Raw genomic sequence first — 19,475 nt, forward strand, 5'->3', positions numbered from 1 at the left:
ATTGCACCTCCCGAGAAGTAAAATGCTGGCCGACCTCCACCAATTCATCATCGTCTTTACCGCCTACGTCATTGCTGCCGGCAGTCCCGGGCCGAGCAATATGCGCATCATGGCCGTCGCCATGAACGACGGCCGCGGGGCCGCACTGGCAATCGCGTCCGGCGTCGTCAGTGGCTCGATCTTTTGGGGCCTGATGGCGGCGACAGGTGTCTCGGCGATCCTCAGTCGATACGCGCAGGCACTCGTGGTCCTGCAGCTGGTTGGAGGCCTGTATCTTCTCTATCTCGCCTTCAAAGCAGGCAAGGCTGCGCTTTCTTCAGACAAGGATCAGCTTCGCCCGACCAACGAACGGAAGGCGACGGCGGCCACTCTCTACCAGCGCGGACTGCTGATGCATCTCACCAATCCGAAATCGATCCTGGCATGGATCGCGCTGATGACGCTGGGACTCGGGCCCGGGTCGTCGTCGCATACGGTTCTGGTAATCCTCGCGGGCTGCGCGGTGCTGAGCGTCACCATCTTCTGTGGCTACGCGATCGTCTTTTCGACCGCTCCCATGATCGCCCTGTATCGGCGGGCGCGGCGCTGGATCGAAGGCACGCTGGCGGTATTCTTCGGATTTGCCGGGCTAAAGCTTCTCCTGACCCGCATCTGAAAGGTTCCTTCATGTCACTCTTCCAAGGCCTTTCAGCATTCCCGATCACCCCGGCGGACGCTTCCGGCAGGCTCGACACCGCCGCCCTCGCGCGCCTTCTGAAGAACATCGAGGAGGCGAGAGCGGACTCCATCGGACTGCTCGGCAGTACCGGCGCCTACGCTTTCCTCACGCGACAAGAGCGTCGACGGGCGGTCGAAACGGCAATGGACACGGTCGGCGGCAAAATCCCGGTTATGGTCGGCGTCGGAGCGATCCGGACCAGCGATGCGGTGGACCTTGCCCGTGATGCGAAGGCTGCCGGCGCCGACGGCCTGCTTCTCGCTCCGGTTTCCTATACGCCGCTTGTCGACGACGAGGTCTTCGAACACTTCACCGCAGTCGCCGACGCGGGGCAACTCCCGCTTTGCATCTACAACAATCCCGGCACGACCAGGTTCACCTTCAGCCTGGACCTCATTTCCCGCTTGTCGAAGGTGGCGAACATCGAAGCCGTGAAGATGCCTTTGCCGTCCGGTGGTGACTTCGCGTCCGAACTTGCCTCCCTCCGGTCTGCGACCGGGTCGGCATTCAGGATCGGCTACAGCGGCGACTGGGGCGGCGCGCCTGCGCTGCTCGCCGGGAGCGACGCCTGGTATTCCGTCGTCGCAGGACTTCTGCCGTCACCGGCCCTGGCCCTGACGCGAGCCGCGCAAGCCGGGGACGCTGCGGCCGTCGAGCGACTTGACGCCGCCTTCGGACCGCTTTGGGCGCTCTTCAAGGAATTCGGCAGTTTCAGGGTGATGTATGTCGTCGCCAGGCTTCTGAACCTCTGCGACGTCGATCCGCCACGCCCCGTCCTCCCGTTGAAGGACCAGGCAGAGCAGCGCGTCGCCGCCGCTCTCGACCATCTCGATGCGGTTTTCTCCGCTGGTTGTATGCAAGCTCGATAGACAGACTTCGTCAGGACATTTCCATGCTGGATTCCAACGCCTTCACCGTCTACCTGTTCACGGCATTCCTGCTGGCGATTACCCCGGGTCCGGGGATTTTTTATGTCGCCGCCCGAACCCTTTCCGGCGGTCGCTCGGAAGGAATCGCTTCGAGCCTTGGCAACGGTCTCGGCGGGCTGTTTCATGTCGTCGCCGGCAGCCTTGGCGTCTCGGCGATCGTGCTGGCAAGCGCCGAATTGTTCACGGCGCTCAAGCTGGTCGGCGCGCTCTATCTGGTCTGGATGGGATACCGAACCATTCGCCATGCCAGGCTCGACTACAAGTCGTTGAGTCATTCGGAGCCGCCCGTCGGCACGATGCGGGCCTTCAGGGATGGCGTTCTTGTCGAAGTGATGAACCCGAAGACGGCCGCATTCTTCCTCGCCTTCATTCCGCAGTTTGTCGATACATCGTCGGATCACGTCGTTCTGCAGTTCCTGATCCTCGGCGCCATCTCGGTTGCCCTCAACACGCTCGCCGATATCGTCGTGGCGTTTGCAGCCGGAAGGCTTCGCGATGGCGCGGCGTCGCGTGGGAATCTCGTTCGCCGTCTTCGTGAAGGCTCGGGCGGCGCCATGATCATGCTTGGATGTGGGCTGCTGCTGGCAAAGCGCCCAGTTGCCTGAGCTTGTGAGAAGGAGCAAAAATGCATGACGGCCGCTGGCCTGGCGGGACCTGCGATGACGGCTGAACTCGCTTACCTCATCGCTATCAGGTTCGTGACCAGACCCGCTTTGACCTCAAGCACAGGCGCGGGCGCCTCGGCATGACCGATGTCCCGCAACCGATCGGGCGTCAAACCAGCGATTGCCCGACGTCTTGAGACGGTCCGTTGCCAAGTCTTGAGAGCCGCGATTGCGGTTGCTGTGGTTTTCAGCACAAGTCCAAGCAGACGGTGAAGATTGACGCGAGTTTGCGTGTGAGCCATTTCGGCCTCCATCATCATTGTCGGCAGGGTTGAACTGCGGGTCGCCTATTCCACTGCGTTTTGCGCCTTACGGCTTGCGGCCGATCACGGCGCCGTTCGCGCCGGGTGCCTCGAACCAGACCGTCTCGATGTGCCGGAATCCTCGAGCCACGCCGAATATTCGGCCTGCGTGTAGTTTCGTCCTTCCGTCTCGATCAGCATGTTGAGGCTCATCAGCGCCGCCGGCGCCGGTCCGGTCTTTTCGTCATTGACGAGAAGCTCGCTGATGACGACTGCGCCGCCGCTCGGCAAAGCCCCGAACGACCGGCGCAGCAGTGCGCGATTCTTCGCCTCGTCCCAATCGTGCAGGATCATCGACAGGAGATGCAAATCGTGACCCCCGGGGAAGCTGCTCGAAGAAGTTGCCGCCTGCGGTCTCGATCCGGTCGGTCAAACCGGCCTCGGCAATCTTTCCCGCGGCGATCGCGGCCACATGCGGCAAGTCGAACACGGTCGCACGCAGCGCCCCATACTGTTTGCAAAGCTCGATGTCGTACGCCCCCGATCCGCCGCCGATGTCGAGGAGGCGGCGGAAATGTCCGAAATCCAGGGCTTCGCCGAGCTTGCGCGCGGTCATCGTGGAGACCGAATGCATCGCCTCCCAGAACAGCGCCAGCATCATCGGATCTTCGCCGTCGAACGCCGAGGATCGCACAGCCGGGTCCCACGTGGTCGGCCGGTTCGTGCGCAGCGCCTCGGTAAGCCTGCCCCAGCCGGGATAGAGCCGCTTGTCGAGCATCTGCACAAAGCCGCCGAAGTAATACGGTCTTCCGCGCACGAGATAGGTTTCGCTTAACGGCGTGTTGCGATAGCGGCCGCCGGTTTTCTCCAGGAGCCCGAGTGCAGCGCAGCCGGTCAACAGCATCTCGGCCGGGCGTTGGTGCAGGCCGAGCGCTTCCGCCAGCTCCGCAACCGTGGTGCCGGCGCCGCCGGCAAGGCGGCTGAACAGGTCCAACTCATGCGCAGCGGCCAAGGTCTTGAAGGCCCAGAAACCGGTCGAAAGCGCCATCAGCGGGACGGCGGAAGGAAGCTCCGGCGTGACGGCAATCGGTTGGACGGTTGCATCTTTGGCCGGAGGCGCTGTCCGCGAAAGTTGACTGGCCATGATCATCTCCTCTTTCAGAGCAAGTCACGACTGCAACCGACTGGCGCAACCGGCTGGCTTGTGACAATCCGCTCGGCGAACTGTGGCTGCGGTCTGCTGAAGTGCGAATCTGGCGGTGCGGCGTTACGCTAGGATTTCAGAAGGAGAAAATTCGGTTACATCTGAAACTTGTATCATCTGGCCCGAGCCGGCTGGCTTTCTCGATCGTGCCGGCATCACCGGGCGATACGGCGCAGGGTCAAGGCAGCGAAAATGGTGGCCGCTGCCAGAAGCGGCAGCCAGGCTTGCGGATCGCCCATGGCATGGAGCGTCAGGCCGCTGAGCAGCAGCCACAGCAGCGGGATCGCCAACAGCAGCGGCACAAGCCCGCCGCTCGCGGCAAGCAGGACGCCGAGCGCTGCGATCGCCGTCGGGTCCGGCGCGATGCCGAAGACCTCGGCGCTCGCCCATGGCCGCCCGAAGAACGGCGGCAGCAGGGGATAGACGACGAGGCCAGCGACCGCGATCAGCAGCCCGAGCCGCCCTGCGATGTCCCGCCGGTCAAAGGCGAGGCCGCCGCGCGCGGCACCGCTGATCGCCAGCAGCAGCGCCTGCAGGCCGAAGGCCGGCGCGACATAGGCGATCGCCCAGTTGATCGCGGCATAGCGGCTCCACAGCAAGGACCAGCCGACGAAGGCAAAGAGCGCGGCGAGGATGAGCGCAATCCGCAGACCATGGCGACGCGGCTGCCCAAGCACGAGCAGGACAATGGCGAGGCCGGCGGCGAGCGTCAGGAGATGCAGCGGCCAGAACGCGGCATTGGCCAACTCGAACATGCGCCAGTAGACGCGCGGCGAGAAGAGCAGGAAATCCTCCAGCCGGTAGGTCCACCATTCCGACATCCAAGCAGGTTCCGCAAAAGTGTCCGACGGTTTTGCGACAAGAACCTGCGACAAACATCTAAGCAGGTTCCGCAAAAGTGTCCGACGGTTTTGCGACAAGAAGCTGCGACAAACAACAGAATCCAAGCAGGCATTCGTGGGCCAGCCCACGAATGCCTGCTTAGAGGTCCCGGACGTAAGCCGCCATCCGCTCGCGCATGGCCGTGTCGGGGAGGGGACCGGTCGCCGCCAACAGGTTCTCGCGCACGTGGTCGACGCGGGTGGTGGCGGGGATGGCGACGGTGACGGCGGGATGCGAAACGATGAATTTCAGTATGAACTGCGCCCAGCTCCCGGCACCGATCTCGGCCGTCCAGTCCGGCAGCGTCTCGCCCTGGAGCTGACGCGTCAGCGCGCCTTGCCGAAACGGCCGGTTGACGATGACAGCCATGCCGCGCTCGGCCGCCAGCGGCAGCAGCCGTTCCTCCGCCTCGCGGTCGACGACGTTATAGGTGAGCTGCACGAAGTCGAGCGGATGCGCGCGCATGATCTGTTCGAACAAATCGTGCCGCCGTCCTTCGGACGTCGTGATGCCGACATAGCGGATCCGCCCGTCCGCCTTCATGGCGAACATGGTTTCGAGATGCGTCTCCCAGGCGACGAGGTTATGGACCTGAACGAGGTCGAAGCGCGGCACACCCCAGAAGCGGCGCGACTGCTCGATCTGCGCGGGTCCGTCGGCGGAGGAGGTCCAGACCTTCTCGGCGGAAAACAGCGCTTCGGGCCGGCCGAGCTTTTCGAGGCCGTAGCCGATCACCGGCTGCGAGGAGCCGTACATCGACGAGGAATCGATCATGCGGCCGCCTGCCGCGAAGAAGGCAGCCATCACCTCGGCGCACTCGTCGCGCAGCACCGGATCGTCGCCGACATTGAAGGTGATCCAGGTGCCCAGGCCGACAGCGGGAAGCATTTCTCCCGAGGAGGGCACGGCGCGCATCGCCGGCGCGGGCGGCGCGCCGGGCGCGGCTGCCGGCAACGCCAGAGCCGCGCCGGAAGCGGCGGCAGCCTTCACGAATGTCCTGCGGGTGATGATCATCGTCTGCCATCCCTGTCCTTTCGACCTCTTGTACTCCCGACCCCAAGAATCGTTCCGGCCGACCGGGCCGATCGGCGGGGAGCCGGCGGTCGTCTCTGGCAACGGTCCGGATATGGAACGTCTGCCTGAAACAGGAACGAATGCTGCAGGGCCTGGGTTGCGCCAGCCCGCCCGATTAGCTGGAACCCGATTACCTGGAAATGGCACCTGTCCTGACTTGATGGCGCTGGCGGGCATATGCCACGCAGCCGTCTACCGTGCTGACGCAGAGCGCATCGCGGTGGTTCGGCGTGTTGTTGTCGCCGGCGTAGGCAACCTCGGCAACACGGCCGTCGACCATTCGGATTTGCGTGTTGCAATAGCCGCCGGGATCGACATTGAGCGATCCTCCAACCGTCGGGATCGCGCCCACGGCCAAGGTTGGAATCACCACGTTGAGATTGCCGCGTTGAACGGTACGCTGATAGGTCCAGATCTGGCTTCCCCCCGCATCAGCGGTGGCAGTCGGGAAGCCGGCGCACATTCGAACGTCCGCCTCGCTGAGACCGACCATCTCTTTGCGGGCTGCCGCCGTTGTGGCGTCTTCCTTCGGGTGGTTCGACGTGTCGTCAGGGGCGACGCAGGAGGACACGATCGAACTGCCGGCCAGGAGAACAAGAGGGACAAGCTTGCGGATGCGGGAAAATATCATGTGACCGCGAAGTTAGGCGAGCAGACAACCGAGTCAACCTGCACAGCTTCACGATGTCGTTGGTCGTGCCGCTCGGCTGGACTTGACGCGCGACGGCCCGGATAGCTGCTCATGCTTGCCCAATGATGTCAGGCGTTACGCGATGTAAAATACGTACTTTCCTGACGATGTGGATAAACAAATGCTTTTCAGTCACACAAAATGATGAAACAATGAAATTGAGATCAGGGAAAATTCGATGCGCAACGTCAGCGGACATGGCAAGCGCCTGTCCTATTACGATTTCGGGCACACGACGGTGTACGCCTCCCGCTTCGACCAGCGCTTCCCTTATTGCGCCTATGTCCCCGACGACTATGACGAGGACAGCGACAAGACCTATCCGCTGGCGGTGATCGTGCATGGCACCGAGCGCGGCATGCTCGCCTACCGGGACGCCTTCGCCGACTTCGCCGAACAGAACGGCGTGATCGTGCTCGCCCCGCTGTTCCCGGCGAATGTCTGTTTTCCGGGCGATCTTTCCTCTTACAAGATGCTGCGCCAGGGCGACCTCCATTACGATGCCGTGCTGCTCGACATGGTCGAGGAGATGCGCGAGCGCTATCGCATCAGTGGCGACCGCGTGCTGATGTACGGCTTCTCCGGCGGCGGCCATTTCACCCATCGTTTCCTGTTCCTCCATCCCGAACGTCTGCTGGCGGCATCGATCGGTGCGCCGGGCGTCGTGACCCTGCTCGACTTCGATCACGATTTCTGGGTCGGGGTGCGCGACTTCGAGAAAGTGTTCGGCAAGGCCATCGACCTCGACGCCATGCGCAAGGTCGCCGTGCAGATGGTGATCGGTGGTGACGATCTCCAAACCTGGGAGATCACCATCAAGCCGGAGGATGACTGGTGGATGCCCGGCGCCGATCTCGCCGGCGCGACCCGCAACGACCGGATCAGATCGTTGAAGGGCAGCCTGGAGAGACATGGCGTCGAGGTGCAGTTGGATGTCGTGCCTGGCATCGCTCACAACGACGGCGCGCTCATCGCCAAGGTCAAGGAGTTCTTTGCGCGGACATTGAATGCCGCGCCCGCCTGAAAAACTGCGGTCAAACTGGAGATAAAAAATGGGAACAGGATTGATGATGGGAAGACGATTGTTTCAGGTGCTGGCGACAATCGCGGTGATGATTTGTGCACTGCCGGCGATGGCGCAGGAGCAGCCGAAAACCGGCGGCACGCTCAAGGTCCGCATCAACGCAGACATCCGCGCCACCGACGGTCTCAATCGCGACGCAAACACCGACACTGTGCTGCACCATATCTTTGAGACGCTGGTGGCTTATCGCGCCGATCTCACGGTGGGCCCGGCATTGGCCGAATCCTGGACAGTATCGGACGACGGCAAGACCTATGCTTTCACGTTGCGCGACGGCGCGGTTTTCCACAATGGCGACGCCGTGACCTCGTCCGACGTCAAATGGAACTGGGACCGCCGCATGGACCCGGCCAATCAGTGGTTCTGCATTCCCTTCTTCGACGGCAGCCAGGGCCTCAAGGTCGAGCAAGTGGCGACGCCTGATCCACGCACCGTGGTCTTCACGCTCAAGGCGCCGAATGCGCTCTTTCTGGCGCAACTCGCCAGTGTCCAATGCAATGGCTGGGTCGCCAGCCCGAAGAATGTCGGCGCCGACGGCAAGTGGCTCGCCGATTCCGCCATCGGCAGCGGCCCGTTCACGCTGAAGGAATGGGTCAAGGGCCAGTATTTGGTGCTTGAGCGCTTTGCCGACTACAAGCCGGTGAAGGAGGCGCCGAGCGGCTTTGCCGGCAGCCGTGAGGCTTATGTCGACGAGGTGCGCTTCATGGTCATCCCCGACACGGCGGCGGCGGAAACCGCGCTGTTTGCCGGCGAACTCGATGTGCTGCCCGATCTTGAATCATCGCGTGCCGAGGAAGCCAAGTCGCGCGGCATGACGGTGCTGTCGACGCAAGGCCTGTCGTGGACGGTGATCCTGCTGCAGACCAAGGACCCGCTGCTGTCGAACGTCAAAATACGCGAGGCGCTGGCGCATGCCGCCGACATCAACCAGATCGCCGCCGCCAGCACCAGTGGTGCCGCCACGGGAGGTCCCTCGGCCGTCGCCCAGGCGAGCTCGTTCTTCGACGACGACTTCCTCAAATGGCCGGAATACGACCCGGCCAAGGCCAAGGCCCTGCTGGACGAAGCCGGTTACAAGGGCGAGCCGATCAAGATCCAGACCAACACCCGCTACCAGGGCATGTACGAGAACGCCGTGCTGCTGCAGGCGATGCTGACGGCCGCGGGCTTCAATGCCCAGCTCGAAGTGCTGGATTGGGCGGCACAGCTCGACAATTACCTTGTCGGCAAATTTCAGATCCAGTCCTTTGGCTATTCGGCTCGTCTCGATCCGTCGCTGATGTATGGCGTCATCCTTGGCGACAAGGCGACCGACCCGACGGCGCAGTGGGACAGCAAGGAGGCCCTCGATCTCTACACGAAGTCGATGGCCACGACCGACGCCGGGCAACGCAAGGCACTGTTCAAGCAGCTCCATGCACTCATGGCAAAGGATGTGCCGATCCTTGGCCTCTATTACGAGCCGTCCCTCGATGCCGTGTCGCCGAAAGTAAAGGGCTATTCGGTATGGCCCGCGGCAAACCCCCATGTATGGGGTGTCTGGAAAAGCGAATAGGCCGGCGGTTCATCTGTCGCCGAAAGATCGGAGGCGTGTTGCTCTCCGATCTTTCGATTGAAGGTACCTTCGCAATTAGAACGAGCAACCAGCGCCATTTCGCGACATTCAGGGCGCTTCTCAACAGCGGACATTTGCGTAGCGCCGGAGTCAACCCGATGCGGACATTAGAGCGGAACCGCTGGGATCCGTTCCTTAAATCTTCGTCATATTGCCTCTTGCCGGTCATGCGGATGCTGCGCAGGTAGAAATAGCCGCCGATCAGCAGCACGCCGATTACCACCGGTGTGATCATGATGCCTTCGGAGAGCATCCCGAACACCAACACCGCCGCGCCCGCGGCGATGCCAAGCAGGACGATCATCTCCATATTGTTGTAATGGGCATAAGCGCTTCGGCCGTCGTCCATGCGGGCGCCGTGGATGCCGGTCTGGCCGCCGCCGCTAGATAAGTAGAAGCGCCCCGCCCCGCCCTTCGCCACCGCATCGCCAACGTCGCCGCCACAGCAAACCTTGCCGAGCGCGCGCTCGCGGCCATTTCGGTCACGGATCCGCAGCTCCTTGAACATCACGTACTTGCCCTTGCGCCGAGCCGGCTCGCAGGCTCCATCGTGCCGTCGAGCAGTTCCACAGCCATGCCGTCACTCCCCTTCGATCCGCCCGTTGCGCGCGATTTCCTATTCCGAATCGCTATGTTCGTCCCAGCCGGGCGGGCGCACGCAGGCATCAAGCTCCCCGACCGAGGGCGTGTCGGCAAACGCAAGGTTCAGCACCGGTTTGCCGCCGTTCCAGATCTGCAGCGACGTCGCCCCGCCGATCAGCTTGCCCAGGTCCGCGTTCATATAGAAGCCGATCGATCCCGGCGCCTGGCCGCCGGCGTTGCCGGCCCAAGCGGTTGCGGGGACTCTGCGCGCTGGATTTCCGGCGGAAACTTCGATCGCGTGCTCTTCGCTGTCGCTCCACGAATCGAAGGCGGTGTCGACCAGGCTTATGACCGGGTCTTCGTCGCCCTGGCCAATCGAGCCGCGGATCCATCTTTCGCTGGGGTCGTGCATCATCCAGTCGCAATCGACATCGCCGTGCTTGACGAAAGGAACCGCCGGCCGAGCCGGCGGCGGCCCCGGCTCGGCGGCCGCGCCTCCGGCCAGGAGCATTGCAAGGGCGGACAGATATGCCGGCAGGTCCATCAAGCCCTCCCATTGCTTCAGGCGCCATGATAGCAGAGCCCTCGCCGTCGACAATCGAGTGGAGCGCATTCCGTCCAGATGCGCCGGCGCAGCCAGCCGGGAGCGCCAGAAGAGGGGATTGGGGAGGCCGACTTGAATTCGGTGCACGCCGGTGATGATATTGCTGATCGAAACATCCGGGGGCTTGCGTCCATGCGGTATTTGCTGATCCTCGGGTGGATGCTCCTCGCACAGAGCGCCTACGCACAGAGCGGCGTGGCAAGCCTCATATGCGAGGCGCGGCCCACCAAATCGTGTGTGCTCGACATGGCCGTCGAGGCTGCCCTGGCAGTACCGGCTGAGCCGGGCGTGAGCGCGCCCCTTCGCAGGATCGTCGAGACCGCCGCCAGGATGGCGTCTGGACGTCGCGCTCGTGCTGGCGGACAGGATACGAAAGGATGGCGACTTCAACGCGGTTCGGAACTCGTCTATGCCCTGGTCAGAGCCGGCCGGACGGCGGAACTGCCTGCCTTTCTGGCCGGCAGTGGCGAGTCCGTCGGCTATTATGCCTACGGAATCGCCACGCTTCTGGTCGAGCTGGATCGCGAGCAGGAGATTCCCGCGATCGTCGCCCTGAGGGAAGCGCCGCTGGATTCATCAATGGTGGCGCGGTTCCATGCCCTGGGTCATGCCCGCGCCGGCAGGATGGACCGGGCCCTGCGCATAATAAACGACGTCGATGATCCGGAAATGCGAAATGGCATCGCGGCCAATGTGATCGACGAGCTCCACTATCGCGGCCGGGCGCAGGAAGCGCGTCCGCTGCTTTCGGTTTTCACGGGTGATGAACCCCACGTTTTATCCAGCCGAGCCAGAGTGGCTGCCGCGCTCGGCGATCTGGAGCAGGCGCATGCGGTGTTGGAGAAATTGCCCGGACTGGACGAAGATCACCTGAATTATCTTCGCGAGCACGTGCTTGTCGCCCTGGCCAAGTCGGGCGACTGGCAAGGTGCGGTGGAGCTTGCGCGCGAGGCAGCGCTTGCGCGCGACGCGCTGCCTTCGGATAAGGGATCATATTTTGCGCAGATTGCCGCCTCCTCGGGCCGGACGGAGGTGTTTGCGCTGCTCGAACAGGCGATCAAGGTAGAGCCCGACGAGTTCCATCGGCAACGGCTCACCAGGCTGATGGTCAGTGCATCGATAAAAACGGGATTTGCCCCGGCTGCCGGAGAATATATCCGCGGACAGGAGGCCATGCAATTGGTCAAGGCCATCGAAAATCCGTCCCGCAAGGCATGGGCGATCTGGAAGGTTGCGGACGAACTGGAAGAGTAGCTGCAGTGGGGCGCCCTCGGTGAACGGGATGCCGACGGACGGCAGCACATGAAGACGAGTTTGTGGATTGCGGCGGGCGGCATCGCCGGCCTGGCCGCAGGCGCGGTGTTCTGCCTGTATTATGCCCTGGCGGGGCTGGGGATCGGCATTGCCGCCGGCATCGGCTTCGCCGTCGGCCTGCGCGGCAGCAAGATGCGCCAGCTCGGATACTAACGGGTATGGCGTGCCTCAGTATCTGAGGAACTGACACATTCCGCTGGCCTGCTTCGTCGCTCTTCGGCGCGATACGGGGAATCATTCAGCATCGTGCTCCGCCGGCTACTTTCACCGTCGTTGTCAACAAACCCCACCGGCGCTAAGCTCTACGCCAGGATCAGGCAATGGGAGTTCCGATGCCAGAGCAGATGCACGCCCGATTTTCCCATCGGCTTGTCGCCCTGTTTTTCATCCTTCTTCTCGGCGCGCATCCCGCCAGCGCCCAGAACCGCCCCGCTCCGACCCCGCTGTTCGACACTCCGGGCCTTGCCGCCGAGGCGTTGAAAGCCGTCGCCGAGCGCATCGGGCGCGAGCCGCGGGTCGCGCTGGTGGATATCCGGGGCTCCGAGATGACCGTGCATGTGCAAGGCGCGCGCCCCCATCATCTCGACCAGTGGACCTGGATGCGCGGCCGCGGCTTGATCATGGGCGTGACGACGCAGATCCGCGGCCCGGAGATCGCCCAGCCGCTCGTCTCGACGCTCGACCCGACAACCGTCTTTTTTCCACTAGACGGCCTGCCGCTCGACGACCTGCCCGCACTGATCGAGCGGATCTCGCCCCGCGCCATGCTTGAAGAGCGAGCACTTCCTCAGTCCATTCGGATCGAGCGGCAACTCTTGCTCGTGGGCGGCACCCGCGTGGGCGAGGCGCGGATCATGGTCCACTGGAACACCGGGCGCGAAAGCTCCTACGTTTACCTCAACATGGACGGCAGCATCCACACGGCGGATGTCTCGGGAACCTTTCGCGCCCGCAGCCTCGACATGGCGCGGGACGACTGGCATCTGCCGATGGCGGCGCAGGACCTCGCCTTCTTCGGCACCCACCGCAGCATCCTTCGGGTCGAGATCGAGCCTCGGGATATCGACGTGAGCTACATGGAGCCGCAGAGCCCCAGCCAGACGACGGGCATGCGCTGGACGCTGAACGGCCTGAGCGTCAACGCGCCGCTCATGGAGATGCCCGCCACGATGCGGCCGCCGACCGAGGATGTGTTCGCCTTCACCGATATCGACTTCGGCATGCTGCCCGCGCTCAAGGCGGCGGCGCTGGAGAAGGTGAACGAGCCCGGCACGCAGGTGCTGAAGATCACGGCAAACCGTCCGATCACCGGCATCGGCGCGCCGCGGCTTGTCTGGACGCTCACTGTCGGCAACCCGGCGAAGCAGGGAAACTGGATCACGCGGACCGAGGGCGAGGCATGGCAGGTCGTAGCAAGCCCCGCCGGCGAGATTCTGCGGGTCATCCTTCCCCCCGGCCGACGCCCGGCAGTGGACTGGTGGACGCCCGCCAACCTGCGCGACGTGATCGATCGCCTCGTTTCCACCTTTCCGGTCCGCCATCCCTTCCGCGAGATCGTGCTCGATCCCCAAGGCGGCAGGGCCCGTGCCGTCGACGGGGGCGACCCGACGCTGTCGCGGGAATTCAGCATCACCGCGCACGAAATCTCCGTGTCGTCCATTGGAGGCGGACGCCATGGCGGGGTGGATGGGACGTGGTTCACGCTGGATGCGCTCGATGGCTACAGCGCGGAAGTGATTTTCGACCTCGTCTCGCGCACGTTTGAGGCGGTGGGCCTGCGCGATGGATATATATCCAGGTTGACGTTTTCGCGCGGGAACCCGTGGGTTCGGCCGCCGGAGGGGCAGGTGATGCTGGAAATACGGGTGGAGCACGGAATGCGCGGCGGCCGGCTCACCTGGCTCGCCGACGGGACGGAATTGGACCGTGTGATGCCATGAGCTGCGGTCAGTGATCTCTCATCGGGCGATGACAACGGTCACGCCGAGCAGGCCATGGAGAGCGTCGAATCTGCAGGCTGAATCGTGCGGGGGTTTCGTGATGTCAAAGTTTGGGCCGAGCTTCATCGCGGCTTCTACTGGTCAGCTCAAGCGGCGCGGGCTGCGCGGCGATACCGTCGCAGTGGTCCTGACCGCCGATGTTGTCGGGCTCATCGGCGCTGATGGCGGCGACCAACCGATCCCATTCGCCCGGATCTCCGGACTGCGTGCAGGAACGATCTAGGGGGAAGCTTTCGCGCCGGCCGGAATTGCGGCTGTATCTGCAAGGCGAACCTCAGCCCCTCCGCCTGTTTCCGCAACGTGATCCAGCGGATGTGGCGGCGGCGTCTCGAAGCTATCCGCAGTTCGTGCGTGAGGTTGCCGCGCGGCTTGCCTCCGGAGGAGGGTTTGCACGCATTGAAACCGGATCAGGAAAAGTCTGGGCGGCGATATCCACTGTACTAGTATCTCTACCTGCGATCGGAATGGTTGGCGTGTTCGCATCGACGGTGTTGCTCACGCTCCCTCACGCTGAGCGATGGATTGCGCGCTCTTTCACTGCGATCGTAGCTGTCGCGGCCATTTGGCTGGCAGCATGGTGGTGGCGGGAACACTGGCCCCGTAGAGTTCGCCGGCTCACCGATCTGGACCGCGCGCTACCAGTGATGAATGAGGGCTAATCGCGGATAGCGTCAGGGGAAGCAAGGACCGTGTCCACGGTATGATCTTACCGAGACTGAATCAGTCTGAACGCTTTATTGCGGCCAATGTTGCGGGCGGTCGAAAGTCCGTTATCCGGCATAAGATGAGCTCGGGAAGCTCCGACACAAGTACTTGTTGCGGCCAATGTCGTCTCTCAAGAAGAGAATTCGGCTCCGGAGGTCGCCTTCGGGTCACGGAGCGACGCTTCGTGAGCGTCGCCCCGCGTCGCCTATAGTTCGACTTGCTCGGAAATCGCCAGCGCGTCATCGACCTCTATCCCGAGGTAGCGGACGGTGCTCTCCAGCTTCGTGTGACCGAGTAGCAGCTGGACGGCGCGGATGTTGCCCGTCTTCTTGTAGATTTGTGATGCCTTGGTCCGTCTCATCGAGTGTGTTCCGTATCGCTTCGGGTCGAGACCGATACTGGAAACCCATTTGTCGACGATCCTTCCATACTGCCTCGTCGACATGTGCGGTCTGGCCCGGACGCGGCTCGGGAACAGGAAATCCGTTTCGGCGAGGCGGCGGCGCGCGATCCATGCGCCGACGGCCGCGCGCGTTTGCTCCGTGACCTCGAACTGGCCGTCCTGTTTTCTTCTGTACGATCACCGCCCGATCACACGCACGCTACCGGAAAGGGCAACGTCTCCGACGGTGATGGTGACAAGGTCGCAACCCCGTAGCTTGCTGTCGACGGCGAGATTGAACAGCGCAAGATCGCGTTCCGCATCTGCCACCTGCAGTCGCGCCCGGATGCTCCAGACCTCTCGTGGCTTAAGCGGAGGCTTCTGGCCAACGATGTGGCCTCGGTTCCAACTAGGCATGGTCCTTCTCCCATGCCGCCCTCCACAGCCGCAGCGCCCGATGCGAGCTCGCGCATTGTAGCGCCTCTGGAGCCGATTATAGGGGTACGTTCAACAGGTTGCTGATTTCGGCTCGCGCGATAAGCACCGCAATCGGCGCAGGAAGCGCCAATTGCCGGACCTTCCTGGCGCTTCTCCATAGCTGCCGTTCGCGCTACGGCTTCAGTCGACCCGTTGCGGACCCTTGATCTAAGCGGGATCAACGGGAAACCCGACCCCAAGCCGACATCGGCGAAGACCCTACGGTTCAAGCACCTGAGCCGCAGAACGCCCGAAATGAGCGTCGAACGACTGAACACGACTGAGGGTTTTCTGGCGCTGCAAAACAGCCGCCACGGTCAAAAAGGGGTCGCCGGCCCAGGGCCGGGCCGGGATCGCGACATGCAAAGACAGTTTATCGTATGACTGGCTCGCCGTGATAGCGGCGCTTTGACGGTTTCGATACGCCAAATCCGACCTCCATCATCAGCCGCGGAGTTTGCTTGGCCAACGTTCCCATATGGAAGCCGAAAGGGTCCTCGACAAAACCGTATCCTGCCTTGCCAGTCAACGTGATGGCGCTCTCCTCTCCGTAGAACTCCAAGACCTCCTCCTCCGCATGTCCCACGAGCAGCGTCAGTTGGTGCTTCATGCGCCGGCGATTGTGACTGCCGCACACGTAAACATGCGGACCGGCATCCGCATCGACATCGGACAGATAGAAGAAGAACTTCAGCATTCGCCAATCATCGAGATCGAAATGGAACTTGAACGATGCTCGGCTTAGATCGGCTTCAGATGCGGATTTTGTCGGGAAACTCCACCACGTCCGGGTGGTGATCAATTTTGCTTCACCGCCGAGATAGTGCTTTGCCACATTCAAGAGCAACGGGTCTTGCTGCACCGCAACCGCGGCCTCGCATTGGAGAACCCGTTCGTAATGGTGACCACTCAATATCGTACGGCCGAAGCGCCGTTCGGCTTCGTCGTGCTCTTCGGCGAGAAATTCCAGTTTTCGCTCAAAATTGCCAAAGCACGGCGTTTCACGCGCAAAGCGCGCGATTTCCTTTTGGACTGTGTCAGGTAGTGTAAGGCCGGTGAAAATGCCGGTTTTTTTCAGTTCCGCAGCAACGTCGTCCGCCTTGATCTCGCCAAACATCGACGATGCCGTTTTCAGGGTCTTGACCGGCTTGGCGGTGAGCCAATGCGCCCGGCGAAATGGCATCGTACGCGCCAGCAGGAACATCGGCAGCCATGCGGGGTTCTCCCGCAGATCCGTCAGATAGGTCGGTATGCGGGCCGCCATCCGGCGAAGTGGTCCACCTGTGCGAGCGATGGCTTCGAGGTCTTTCGGCTTGGACTTTGGCGCATCAAGCATTTAATTTCCTTATGCAGACATGGCTTCCATGACCATTTCCCAATCCCGCACCCGGCGTCACGGTAAAGCGTCGTTCCAACTACCGCAATGCAGCATAAGTTCAAACCGCGCACTCAGTTACAACCCGCAATTGCATTGACAGAACGGTTCACGCCGAAACGAACTTCGGTCCGCTCCGGAGAGGCGCCTCGAACGACAGGATATCGGCGCGATAAAATCGTTCCGACAGCGACGCTGTACGGTAAACTCCACCCGATTGAGACGTAGAACGCTCCATTGCGGTATAATCCGAGCCGATGCGCCGGCCGGCTCGGTCGCGCCACTTCCGGACGTTGCCGGCCTGTCACGAATATCGCGCTTCGAAACGATCAAATAGCGGCTGTGGTAGACGCCGCAAAAGGGCTCATTGCATCCCTTCCTTCCGACCCCCCAATGCCGAACTCAAGACCGAGGTTCGGCAGCGATTTTGTCCGCCTCGACCGCCAACTGAACGACATGCTGCATCAAAAAGACCTCGGCGTAATACACGGCTTCGTCTCGTGACATCGGCAACATGCCTGTCTCGAACGCGTGGTTGTCGATGTACTGGCCGGCATCCCAAATTTCTCGCGTCAGTTCCTCATTTACCGGTTCAATCCGTTCAATAACCCTTTCGAACGCAGCGTTCACAGCCTCGATGAGCAAAAATCGGTCGGCCCCAGCAACTGGCAGGGACGCAATAGTGGCATGGGAATTCATGACAAAATTCCTTGTTGGAGTGGCGTACTCTTGCATCAGCCTATCGGTCGCCATCCCGACGGTGGTTCTTAGTGTGGTGGCCAATCAACGCGCCAGGCGCCACCTTATGCTCACTTGCGCGCATGTAGGATACGGAAGAATTCGGCAGATGCAATGCGAAAGCGACGTTTGCCGAAATGCCGCTCCGACGTGCGTTGGAAGCACAAGCATCCGTGCCAGCGTCATGGTATTGCGGTTTTTAAAGCGATATGGAGGGGCAGTTGGTAAAGCGCAACGAGAACGACGAAGACGCAGTCATCTATCGGTACACATCGATCGGGCGTGATCGATGTTCTGCGGCGCCGGCAGATGGCGATCCTGAACCCCAAGCAATGGGACGACCGCAACGACCGCTACTTCATGGAACTGTATCAGGAGCACCGGGGAGCTAAAAGCCTCTACGGCCTATGCGCGGCGATGTGCCCTGAACGTACCATCATTGGCGTGTCTTCACGGGGGGCTCGGGCGGGGCATGCATCGTCCTGAGGCGCGCGCCGCTGGAGGAGTACCTTGAAGTCGCCAGAAAGAAACCTGCTGATCCCGTGACGAACGTGCGGTTTGGCGAAGTCGAGTATCTCGAACTGCCTGAGGTAAGAAAAATTGGCCCCGCCGACATCATGCGTCTGCCGTTCCTTAAGCGTGTCGGCTTCACTGATGAGGACGAATTGCGGATCGTCATCGAGACGAACGCCGATCAGCAGGGTGCGATCTACATTGACTGCCCGTTGGAATGGATCGACCGCATCTACATCAATCCGTGGCTGCCAAAACAGCAGGCCGACAGCCTGATCGCCACGCTGAACGAGATCGACGGCTGCGAGGACGTGCCCATCAGGCGCTCGTTCCTAATCGACAGCAGCACGTGGAAGACGGCGGGCGACCGGGCGGCGGGCAAGGAGACCGAGCGCAAGCTGAAGCTGAAAGCCCCGGTGAAGAAGGCTCTCAGAAGGGCGCCGGTGAAGAAGGCTCTAAAAATGCCCCCGGTGAAGAAGGTCTGACTACAGCCAGATCGCCCATGGTGGAAATGGGTGGCTTGGTGGTTCGAAACGGTCGTGCAGTGGATGGTAGCAGCATGGGCTTGCTTACACACGCATGCGGGCCTTTCCTGAGGCATGACGCACACAGATTCGGATGGAGACACCGCGAGGGCCTTCCTCGATAGCCTGAGGCGCGGCGACCTGTCGGCGCTGCTCCTGCACGCGCGCGTCGAGATCGGGGTTACAAGTGGGGATTTTGGAGGCCGGAAGACCCTCGTCCTTGTGCGCTCCGCAGCCCTTCGCCGAAGCGCTGTCCAGACTTCCAGACTATGACCGCAAGCGGATCGCCGAGGCTGCTCTCAGCAAGCGCGGCAGCCAGGAAGGCCATCCTCCCACCGACATCATCATCAAGCAGGCAGGCGACCCCATGGCCGGGCCTGCCACGCTCCTCCCAGACCTCATCATCCACCGGGAGATGATGATCGCCGTGGGGACTGGCAAACAGCAGATCCAGGAAGTGGACGACTACTACATCGCAAGACAGGTCCGTCTGGTCGACGGGTGTTCCGGCGCGGGCATCAAGTACGAGAATCCGCACGGGTCGCTCTGGGACTGGTACCATTTCTGGAAGGAGCAGAACTGGGGCAGCTATGCCGAGCGGCGGGAATACATCCGGAAGCTGTTCGCCGGGCCCGTCGCGGCCGCCGTGGGCCGGGTCCACAATCCCAGCCCGGTTGGCGAGCGAGAGCCGACCGGGTGGGAGCTTGTGGACCGCCAGATTGGCAAGGCAAGGGTGCTGTTCGACAGGGCATCCGCTGAGGAAGACTGGCAAGGGGTCGGGCTGACCTGCCGCGAGATACTGATCTCGCTCGGTCAGGCTGCGCACGATCCTGCGGTGCATCCGCTCGTCGACGAGAAGGGCACCCAGATCGGCCGTACCGACGCGCGCAGGCTGCTCGATGCGTGGCTGCATCACGAGATGCCGGGCGGAAACAACAGGGAGGTCCGGGCGCACATCAAGGCTTCGCTGGACCTTGCGGTGCATCTTCAACACCGTAGGACAGCGACGCGTCAGCTGGCGGCACTGTGCCTCGAAGCGACCTCGTCGGCGGTCGCCGTAGTGGCGATCATCGCGGGGCGGACCGCCTGATCTAGCCGAAGCGCCCTCGGTCCGCTTTGGGTCACCACTTCCACTTCGGACTCTCCCGCGGAGGGGA

Annotated in this window: 20 protein-coding genes and 1 pseudogene; 12 read left to right on the forward strand and 9 right to left on the reverse strand. The window is 62.4% G+C overall.

Annotated elements, in window-relative coordinates; genetic code table 11:
* Positions 1 to 22: 22 nt before the first annotated feature.
* The 3 genes from M727_RS0102890 to M727_RS0102900 are packed head-to-tail and all read left to right on the forward strand — an operon-like array spanning position 23 to position 2,252.
* Positions 23 to 655 (forward strand): LysE family translocator, encoded by a 633-nt coding sequence (locus M727_RS0102890; RefSeq protein WP_027151400.1) that lies wholly within the window; start codon positions 23 to 25, stop codon positions 653 to 655.
* Between the two features lie 11 nt (positions 656 to 666).
* Positions 667 to 1,587, forward strand: a complete 921-nt coding sequence (locus M727_RS0102895) for a dihydrodipicolinate synthase family protein (protein ID WP_027151401.1) — start codon at positions 667 to 669, stop codon at positions 1,585 to 1,587.
* Between the two features lie 23 nt (positions 1,588 to 1,610).
* Positions 1,611 to 2,252 carry a LysE family translocator gene (locus M727_RS0102900; protein ID WP_027151402.1) on the forward strand — a complete coding sequence of 214 codons (642 nt, stop codon included), beginning with the start codon at positions 1,611 to 1,613 and terminating at the stop codon, positions 2,250 to 2,252.
* 386 nt (positions 2,253 to 2,638) lie between these two features.
* On the opposite strand, the gene M727_RS42900 is transcribed toward M727_RS0102900, so the two are convergent.
* From M727_RS42900 to M727_RS0102925, 5 genes are all read right to left on the reverse strand, one after another.
* Positions 2,639 to 2,908 carry a methyltransferase gene (locus M727_RS42900; protein ID WP_245268393.1) on the reverse strand — a complete coding sequence of 90 codons (270 nt, stop codon included), beginning with the start codon at positions 2,906 to 2,908 and terminating at the stop codon, positions 2,639 to 2,641.
* Positions 2,799 to 3,602 carry an acetylserotonin O-methyltransferase gene (locus M727_RS35710; RefSeq protein WP_245268396.1) on the reverse strand — a complete coding sequence of 268 codons (804 nt, stop codon included), beginning with the start codon at positions 3,600 to 3,602 and terminating at the stop codon, positions 2,799 to 2,801. The genes M727_RS42900 and M727_RS35710 overlap by 110 nt, the downstream gene beginning before the upstream one ends.
* 311 nt (positions 3,603 to 3,913) lie before the next feature.
* Positions 3,914 to 4,579, reverse strand: coding sequence for a DUF6064 family protein (locus M727_RS0102915; protein WP_027151404.1), 666 nt, complete (start codon positions 4,577 to 4,579; stop codon positions 3,914 to 3,916).
* A 160-nt stretch (positions 4,580 to 4,739) separates the two neighbouring features.
* Positions 4,740 to 5,654 carry an aldo/keto reductase gene (locus tag M727_RS0102920; protein ID WP_027151405.1) on the reverse strand — a complete coding sequence of 305 codons (915 nt, stop codon included), beginning with the start codon at positions 5,652 to 5,654 and terminating at the stop codon, positions 4,740 to 4,742.
* Between the two features lie 190 nt (positions 5,655 to 5,844).
* A complete protein-coding gene (locus M727_RS0102925; protein WP_027151406.1) occupies positions 5,845 to 6,345 on the reverse strand; it encodes a hypothetical protein in 501 nt (166 codons plus the stop codon).
* Positions 6,346 to 6,583: 238 nt separating this feature from the next.
* Here M727_RS0102925 and M727_RS0102930 point away from each other — a divergent pair, with 238 nt between their 5' ends.
* The gene (locus M727_RS0102930; protein WP_027151407.1) at positions 6,584 to 7,429 is read left to right on the forward strand and encodes a hydrolase; all 846 of its coding nucleotides are present in this window, start codon (positions 6,584 to 6,586) and stop codon (positions 7,427 to 7,429) included.
* A gap of 28 nt (positions 7,430 to 7,457) precedes the next feature.
* On the forward strand, positions 7,458 to 9,044 hold the full coding sequence (locus M727_RS0102935; protein ID WP_084646605.1) for an ABC transporter substrate-binding protein: 1,587 nt from the start codon (positions 7,458 to 7,460) through the stop codon (positions 9,042 to 9,044).
* A gap of 676 nt (positions 9,045 to 9,720) precedes the next feature.
* Here the strand turns inward: M727_RS0102935 and M727_RS0102945 are convergent.
* Positions 9,721 to 10,230, reverse strand: a complete 510-nt coding sequence (locus M727_RS0102945) for a hypothetical protein (protein WP_027151410.1) — start codon at positions 10,228 to 10,230, stop codon at positions 9,721 to 9,723.
* Positions 10,231 to 10,362: 132 nt separating this feature from the next.
* On the opposite strand from M727_RS0102945, the gene M727_RS0102950 reads away from it, so the two are divergent.
* From M727_RS0102950 to M727_RS0102965, 4 genes are all read left to right on the forward strand, one after another.
* Complete coding sequence (locus tag M727_RS0102950) at positions 10,363 to 11,544, forward strand: hypothetical protein (RefSeq protein WP_156941463.1); 1,182 nt, start codon at positions 10,363 to 10,365, stop codon at positions 11,542 to 11,544.
* A gap of 48 nt (positions 11,545 to 11,592) precedes the next feature.
* On the forward strand, positions 11,593 to 11,757 hold the full coding sequence (locus M727_RS41320) for a hypothetical protein (protein ID WP_156941464.1): 165 nt from the start codon (positions 11,593 to 11,595) through the stop codon (positions 11,755 to 11,757).
* A 179-nt stretch (positions 11,758 to 11,936) separates the two neighbouring features.
* Positions 11,937 to 13,544, forward strand: coding sequence for a hypothetical protein (locus tag M727_RS0102960; RefSeq protein WP_027151412.1), 1,608 nt, complete (start codon positions 11,937 to 11,939; stop codon positions 13,542 to 13,544).
* Between the two features lie 100 nt (positions 13,545 to 13,644).
* On the forward strand, positions 13,645 to 13,827 hold the full coding sequence (locus M727_RS0102965; RefSeq protein ID WP_027151413.1) for a hypothetical protein: 183 nt from the start codon (positions 13,645 to 13,647) through the stop codon (positions 13,825 to 13,827).
* Between the two features lie 687 nt (positions 13,828 to 14,514).
* On the opposite strand, the pseudogene M727_RS42905 reads toward M727_RS0102965, so the two are convergent.
* The 3 genes and pseudogenes from M727_RS42905 to M727_RS0102980 form a co-directional block, all read right to left on the reverse strand.
* A pseudogene (locus M727_RS42905) lies at positions 14,515 to 15,108 on the reverse strand (tyrosine-type recombinase/integrase).
* 433 nt (positions 15,109 to 15,541) lie between these two features.
* The gene (locus M727_RS0102975; RefSeq protein WP_027151414.1) at positions 15,542 to 16,504 is read right to left on the reverse strand and encodes a hypothetical protein; all 963 of its coding nucleotides are present in this window, start codon (positions 16,502 to 16,504) and stop codon (positions 15,542 to 15,544) included.
* A gap of 441 nt (positions 16,505 to 16,945) precedes the next feature.
* On the reverse strand, positions 16,946 to 17,242 hold the full coding sequence (locus M727_RS0102980) for a hypothetical protein (protein WP_156941465.1): 297 nt from the start codon (positions 17,240 to 17,242) through the stop codon (positions 16,946 to 16,948).
* A 321-nt stretch (positions 17,243 to 17,563) separates the two neighbouring features.
* On the opposite strand from M727_RS0102980, the gene M727_RS41325 reads away from it, so the two are divergent.
* The 3 genes from M727_RS41325 to M727_RS0102990 all read left to right on the forward strand — a co-directional run bounded on the left by M727_RS41325 (position 17,564) and on the right by M727_RS0102990 (position 19,408).
* Entirely contained in the window at positions 17,564 to 17,767 is a 204-nt protein-coding gene (locus M727_RS41325; RefSeq protein ID WP_156941466.1) for a hypothetical protein, read from the forward strand.
* Between the two features lie 56 nt (positions 17,768 to 17,823).
* Complete coding sequence (locus tag M727_RS0102985; RefSeq protein ID WP_027151416.1) at positions 17,824 to 18,279, forward strand: hypothetical protein; 456 nt, start codon at positions 17,824 to 17,826, stop codon at positions 18,277 to 18,279.
* Positions 18,280 to 18,538: 259 nt separating this feature from the next.
* Positions 18,539 to 19,408: a hypothetical protein gene (locus M727_RS0102990; protein ID WP_027151417.1), complete on the forward strand. Its 870-nt coding sequence runs from the start codon at positions 18,539 to 18,541 to the stop codon at positions 19,406 to 19,408.
* The last annotated feature ends 67 nt before the right edge of the window (positions 19,409 to 19,475 follow it).

The sequence above is a fragment of the Mesorhizobium sp. WSM2561 genome (assembly GCF_000513915.1).
GTDB classification, from domain to species: Bacteria; Pseudomonadota; Alphaproteobacteria; order Rhizobiales; family Rhizobiaceae; genus Mesorhizobium; species Mesorhizobium muleiense.